General features: G+C 69.2%; 4 protein-coding genes. 2 read left to right on the top strand and 2 right to left on the bottom strand.

The features are described from left to right. Positions 1–254 precede the first annotated feature (254 nt). Positions 255–1028, top strand: coding sequence for a quinoprotein dehydrogenase-associated SoxYZ-like carrier (locus L286_RS25275; protein WP_020821244.1), 774 nt, complete (start codon positions 255–257; stop codon positions 1026–1028). Then, positions 1025–1972 (top strand): quinoprotein relay system zinc metallohydrolase 1, encoded by a 948-nt coding sequence (locus L286_RS25270; protein ID WP_020821245.1) that lies wholly within the window; start codon positions 1025–1027, stop codon positions 1970–1972. The genes L286_RS25275 and L286_RS25270 overlap by 4 nt, the downstream gene beginning before the upstream one ends. Before the next feature lie 39 nt (positions 1973–2011). Here the strand turns inward: L286_RS25270 and L286_RS25265 are convergent, their stop codons facing one another. Both L286_RS25265 and L286_RS25260 read right to left on the bottom strand, forming a co-directional pair. After that, positions 2012–4318 (bottom strand): TonB-dependent receptor, encoded by a 2307-nt coding sequence (locus L286_RS25265; RefSeq protein ID WP_020821246.1) that lies wholly within the window; start codon positions 4316–4318, stop codon positions 2012–2014. A 120-nt stretch (positions 4319–4438) separates the two neighbouring features. Further along, a complete protein-coding gene (locus tag L286_RS25260) occupies positions 4439–5830 on the bottom strand; it encodes a porin (RefSeq protein WP_020821247.1) in 1392 nt (463 codons plus the stop codon). Positions 5831–6038: the final 208 nt, after the last annotated feature.

Genomic DNA, 6038 nt, shown 5'->3' with positions numbered 1-6038 from the left:
GACGGCGCGATCCGCCCGACCCCGTCGGGCGGACGGGAAACGGGCGCGCGATAGGCGGCGATCCGATAGCCGTCAGGCCCGAACAGCGGTTCCGCCGCCACGGGCGCCGCGCAAAGCAGCAAGGCTCCGGCCCAGATCGTCCTTCTCATTCCGCCTCCCTCCCCATCCGACCCAAGGGCCAATGGTAGCGCATCGCGCCCGGCTGTAGACCTGCACCAAGGGAGAAGGACGTGAAAAGGCGAAGCTGCGCAGCCATGACCCTGGCCCTGCTCGCGCTGGCGGCGCGGGCGGGCGCATCCGTGCCCGCCGACCCGCTGGGTTCGCCGATGTGGGAAGCCCATGCGAAGCTGCTGTTCGGCGACGATCCGGTCCGCTTCGATCCGCGGGTGAAGGTCGGCTTCCCTGAGATCGCGGAGAACCAGCGCAGCTTCCCCGTCGCCATCGACGCCCGCGCCATCGCCGGCGTCCGGCGCATCGTCCTGCTGGCGGACCTCAATCCCATCCCCATCGCCATCGACTATCGCCCGACGGACGGCGAAGCCTATCTCGCCACCCGCATCAAGCTGGACCAGCGCACCCCGGTGCGCGGCGCGGTGCAACTGGCGAGCGGCGAATGGCTGGTGTCGGGCGGCTGGATCGACGCGGCCGGCGGCGGCTGCTCGACGCCCCCGGTCAGCCGCGTCAAGGGCGACTGGGCGCAGCATCTGGGGGAAATCAGGGGCGAGGCCTGGCCCGTCGCGGAGCCGGTTCCCGCCAGCCGCCTGCGCCTCAATTTCCGCCACCCGATGGACACCGGACTGGTCGACGCCATTCCCACCTATCATCTGGAACGACTGACCGTCAGCGACGCCGCCGGTCGCGAACTGGGCCGGATGGAAATCTGGGCCTCGGTCGCGGAAGATCCCGCCATCACCCTGATTCCCCACGCGGCGGCGGGCGACGTGCTGGCCGTCGATGCCCGCGACACCAATGGACGCGATTATCGCGCGACGCTGTCCGTCGCGCGCCAGTCGCCCCTGCCGCGATGATGCTGACCCGGCGCAGGCTGATCGCGGGGAGCATGGCGCTGGCCGTCACGCCGGCGCAGGCGCGGGGCAGCTATGCGATTGCCCCCATCGCGGTCGCGGACGGCATCTGGATGATCCACGGCGCGGACGCGCCCATAGGGCCGGCCAATGGGGGCGCCATCGCCAATATCGCCATCATCGCCACGCCCGCCGGCACGGTGCTGTGCGACTGCGGCCCGTCTCTCGCCTATGGACAGGCGCTGCGCAAGGTGGCGGAGGGACTGACCGGCCAGCCGGTGGTCCGCGTCTATGTGACCCATCTGCATCCCGATCACGGCATGGGCATCGCCGCCTTCGATCCCCAAATCGTCGCCGCCCTGCCCGGCACGATCGAAGCGCTGGCGCGGGAGGGGCGCGGCTATTCGGACGCCATGTACCGGCTGCTGAACGACTGGATGCGCGGCACCGAACTGGTCCTGCCGGGCCGGCCGATCACCGCCGGACGGGAGGAGTTCGGCGGGCGCAGGCTGCGGCTGCTGGCGCTTTCGGGCCATAGCGGCGCGGACCTGGCGCTGCTGGACGAACGCAGCGGCCTGCTGATCGGCGGCGACCTCGTCTTCCACGACCGCGCCCCCAGCACGCCGACCGCCGACCTCCCCGGCTGGCGCGCCAGTCTCGACCGGCTGGCGCGGGAACCGCATGGCGGCCTGGTCCCCGGTCACGGCCCGTTCGATCCGGGCGGCCGGGCCGCCATCGCCCAGACCCGCGACTGGATCGACTGGCTGGAGGATGCGCTGACGCAGGCGGTGCAATCGGGCCTCGACATGGTGGAGGCGGGCGAACTGCCGATTCCGCCGCGCTTCGCGACCATGGCGGCGGCGCGTTATGAACTGCAACGCAGCGTCTCGCACCTCTATCCGGGGCTGGAGGCGCGGCTTCTGCCCCGCATCGACCGCCCCGACTAGCACCATTTGCAGGCCGTCAGGGCTGAATGTCGATCCGTCCTAGAACCGCGCCTTCACCCCCGCATACCAGCGGCGCGGCGCGCCCGGTCCATAGGCGCGGGGATCGGAAGCGTCGGGCGCCTGCGCCATCTCCACCTCCCCGACGTCGGTGAACGTGCCGAAGGTCGCATATCTGCGGTCCAGCGCGTTGCGCAACTCCCCGAACAGCGTCACCCCCGGCACGATGTCGATCCCGGCGCGCAGGTTGACCAGCGCATAGCCCTTCAGCCGCGGCTGGTCATTGCCCTCGTCGCCCACCAGATATTGCCCCGTCCGCGCTATCAGGTCGCCGCCGACCGACCAGCCGCGCCCGGCATAGTCCAGCGACAGCGTCGCGCTGTGGCGCGGAATGCCGGGCAGCCTGTCCCCCGGCCGGACAAGGATCACGCCGTCCTCGTCCGCCGCCGGATTGGCGGGGCTGGAAAGCGCCAAATCGTGCCGGTAGGTCGCATCGGTGAAGGCATAGCTGAACGCCCCGGAAAGGCCGCCGCGCATCGCCTTCAGGGTGAATTCCACGCCCTGCCGCCGGGTCGCGCCGATATTGCGGAACCAGGCGCGCCCCCGGATGTCGGACGCGACAAACTGAATGTCGTCGCGGTTGCGCGTGCGATAGGCGGACAACAGCCATTCCAGCCGGAACCCGCCCCATCGGCCCTGCCCGCCCGCGCCCGCTTCCCAGCTTTTGGCGACGACCTGCTTCAACGGCGGATCGGCGATGAAGAAATTGGCGAGGCTGCACGGCGCATTTTCGTCGGCGCAGGACAGTTCGGCGGGCGTCGGGGCGCGATTGCTCTGCGCATAGCCGACCCGCAGGTTCAGCCCCTGCGACAGCCGATAGTCGAACTCCAGGCCGGGGTTCAGCCGCCTGAACCGATGATCGCCGTTCAGCGCCGTGCCGATCCGGTCGCGCATCGCGATGGAGACATGATTGTAGCGCAGCCCGATTTCCGCCGACAGCCGGTCGGTCAGCGGCAGCCGGTCCTGCGCGAACAGCCCCCAATAGCTGGCATGGGCGACCAGGCCCACCGGCCCGATCGCGCCGTCCGCCTGGACGATGGCCGGCCCCAGCCCCTCCACGCCGCGATCCTCCGTCAGCGCGCCCAGTTCGGTCGCCGCGCCGAAAAGGCTGCGGCTCGTGTCATGGCTCAAGCCGACGGCAAGGTGATTGCGCCCGCCCATTAACGGCCGCTCGTCGATGATCTGGACCAGCGCGCCCATCGCCCGGCTGTCGAGCCTTCCCCGATTGAGCACGCCATAGCCCTCGCCGCCCAGCACATCGGCGATCGCGCGGCCGTCGGCATCGGTCAGCAACGCCTCGTCCGCCCCCTCGACGGTCTCCAGGCAGAGCAGCCCGTCCTCGCACCCCTCTATGTCGGCGGCGTCGCCGTTCACCGTGCGCAGCTTCAACTGCTGGGCATAGAGCGTGCCCTCGATCCGCGTCCCCTCCCCCAGCGCGACCCAGGGATGCAGGCTGACCCGGCCATAGCGCGCCCTGGCATTGTCCGGCCAGGTGAAGACCGCGCGCCGGTCCGCCGCCAGCAGTTCGACCGGCGCGACGCCATTGCCGGTCAGGTCCGTGTCGGCGCCGATCCACTTCAGATGCAGCCCGCCCGTCGCCGTGTCGAAACCCAGATCGGCATAGCCATTGTAGAGCGTGGAGGGCGAATGGTCGCGCCAGCCATCCTCATGGCTATATTGGAACGCGCCGAAGGCGCTGAAATCGCCCTTCCGGAGGCCGCCCGCCACGCTCGCCTCCCGCGAACCGAAGCGGCCGCCGGTCAGGCTTGCCTCCAGCCCCGGATCGCTCAGGCCCGTCCTGGTGTCGATCACCATCGCCCCGCCCAGCGCGTTCAGGCCATAGACGGCGCTGCTGTCGAACAGGGTGACGCTGCGGATCGCCGCCTCCGGCAACAGGTCGAAGGCGACCGTGTCGCCAAAGGGCTGGTTGAAGCGCGCCCCGTCGAGATAGACCGCCAGCCCCTGCGCCTGCCCCTGAAGCGGCGAGGCGGTGAAGCCGCGATAGACCAGATTGGGCTGCCACGGATTGCCCTGCGCGTCCTGCAGGGTGACGCCGGCGATGGACCGGGTGAGCGCGCCCAGCAGGTCGGGCGTCCCCGCGCGACCGATGTCCGCGCCGGTCAGGCGCAGCGCATCGTCCGCGTCGATCGCGCCGCCGGGCGCGGTGACGACGATCGGCTGCCGCTCCGCCTCGACGGCGTCGGCATTGTCCGCCCATGCGCTCTGGACGGATGCCTGCCCCGCCAGAATCGCCAACGCCGTGCCGGCCAGCCACATGCCCTTCCTCATCCCTGCGCCTCTTCTTCTTTGTTCCTCGACGGCCAGGCCATTGTCCAGCCATGAAAAAAATGGGGCCGCACCCCTGTTAGGATGCGGCCCCGCCCCGTGACATTGTTCCTTCGGTCGGGATCAGAAGAACAGGATGGCCCCCGCCGCGATGGCGTCGGAACTCGCCTGGTTGCCGTTATGCGCTTCCGACTTGGTGTGGACATATTCGCCGAGCAGCGTGACCCAGCTCGTCAGGCCATAGCGGACCTGCCCGACCCAACTGGAATTCTTGTCCACCAGCGTCGGGTTCGCCAGCGCGTCGGCGGCATTGGCATAGTCGAGATTGCTCTCGCCATAGCTGCCCCCGACAGAGAATTTCCCGAAGCTCGCCAGCCCTTGCAGATAGAATCCATGGCTGTCGCGCTTGTTGCCCAGGCCATCGGTGTCGAACAGGTTGAGCGCCGTCGTGCCGAGGCCCGACGCGTCATAATAGGTGCCGACCAGCGTCAGCGGACCCACCGTCACCTTCGCGCCCGCGTCCCAGCCCCAGCCGGTATAGTCCGGCCCGGCGATCACGTCATGCTTCTGCCGGATGCCCGCCGCCCACAGGCGGGTGGCCACGCCGCCCAGCTTGCCGTCATAGACCAGCTTGCCCTGGAAGCCCGGCTCCTTGTTCGACTCCGCCGGTCCGGTCAGCGACGACAGCGGCTCGAAAATGCCGATGCTGGCCGTGAAGCCGCTGAAGCTGGGCGTGGTATAGGTGATCTGCGGCTGGAAATCGGTGTAGATATAGCCGACGCCGATCCGCCCCAGCGTGGTGTTGGACGGCGCGACATTGCCCGCCGGCGTGCCCGACGACAGCAGGGTGATGTCGTTCAATATCTGCTCGGAGGCGAACAGGCCGATGTCGCGGCCGATCTTCACCTCGCCGAAACCGGGCCGGCCGAAGGTCAGGTAGGTCTGGCGGAAATCGATGCCCGCCGTCTGCAGCCCGCGCGGATTGCCGGGGCTGTTCGCGCCGCCGCCCGCCGCATAGTTGACCGAATTGATGCCGGGATACATGCCGAAATGCGCGCCCACATCCCATCCGCCCTGGTTGGTCATGACCTCCACCTTCAGGAATCCGGGCAGCAGGCCGTTGCGGATGGCGGAACTGTTGCCGCCCACCGTCGCCACGCCGCCGACCACGCTGTTGGTGGCGCTGGGCGCCTCGCCATCGTCATGGACGTAGAAGCCGTTGACCGATCCGGAGAATTTGAGCGTGATGTCGCCCATTTCGAAGCCGACGCCGCTGTCGGTCATGCGGACGGTCCGCCCGCCGCCCGACGCGTCCGGCGTCACCGGCGGCGCGGCCGGCGCGGCGGCCGCCTCCGCGCTCTCATTCTTCAGCAGTTCCTGATATTCCTCGTCGGAGAGGATACCCTTTTCATGCAGCCGCTTCAGCAGGTCGGCGGTGGTCCCGGCCATGGCCGGCGTGGCAGTCGCGCAAAGCAGCCCCATGGCCGCGCTCGCGAGGAGCAGCGTCCTTTTCATAACATCCTCCCTCTTTGTGCCGGTCAATGCCCCCGGCAGAAGAGAGAGTGAAACGCTTGGGCCGCAGCGGAAATTGGACTTAGGGCCTCCTCCCTTGGAAGGAGGAGGGGGAGCATCGGCCCGACCCATGATCGACCGGACGGCACTGACGGCTCTGGGGGGGGAGCGGCCATCCCCCCTCCCGCAAGCGGGAGGGGGTTAGGGGGTG

It is taken from the genome of Sphingobium sp. HDIP04 (assembly GCF_000445085.1).
Taxonomy (GTDB): Bacteria; Pseudomonadota; Alphaproteobacteria; order Sphingomonadales; family Sphingomonadaceae; genus Sphingobium; species Sphingobium indicum.
Note: the sequence above shows the minus strand (reverse complement) of the source record. Positions and strands in the feature narration are given on the sequence as shown.

Coding starts and splice junctions, on each gene's coding strand:
- L286_RS25275 (WP_020821244.1), top strand. CDS start 255: ATGACCCTGGCCCTGCTCGCGCTGGCGGCGCGGGCGGGCGCATCCGTG.
- L286_RS25270 (WP_020821245.1), top strand. CDS start 1,025: ATGATGCTGACCCGGCGCAGGCTGATCGCGGGGAGCATGGCGCTGGCC.
- L286_RS25265 (WP_020821246.1), bottom strand. CDS start 4,318: ATGAGGAAGGGCATGTGGCTGGCCGGCACGGCGTTGGCGATTCTGGCG.
- L286_RS25260 (WP_020821247.1), bottom strand. CDS start 5,830: ATGAAAAGGACGCTGCTCCTCGCGAGCGCGGCCATGGGGCTGCTTTGC.